General features: G+C 63.5%; 1 protein-coding gene. It reads left to right on the top strand.

The window, feature by feature from the left end:
* Positions 1-230 (top strand): hypothetical protein (locus H9X86_RS12330; protein WP_204901768.1); only part of this gene is annotated, 230 nt, incomplete at both ends.

Here is a 230-nt window from a genome sequence, read left to right as displayed (position 1 = left end):
CCTGCGAAGCGGCGGGCAGCGTGACCTACACCGCTACCGCAACCTTCGGTGAGCAGCCCTATGAGGACACCAAGACCGAGAGCGTCGGCGAGGCCCTGGGCCACACCTATGGTGATCCCACCTTTACCTGGACAAAGAGCGAGGACGGCTACACCGCCACGGCCACCTTCAGCTGTGAGCGAGAGGGCTGCAACCACACCGAGACTGTGGATGCAGAGGTGAGCAAGGTG

This window comes from Pseudoflavonifractor capillosus, from assembly GCF_016902575.1.
In the GTDB taxonomy this organism is placed as follows: domain Bacteria; phylum Bacillota; class Clostridia; order Oscillospirales; family Oscillospiraceae; genus Enterenecus; species Enterenecus capillosus_A.
This window is presented reverse-complemented; position numbering and strand designations above follow the sequence as displayed.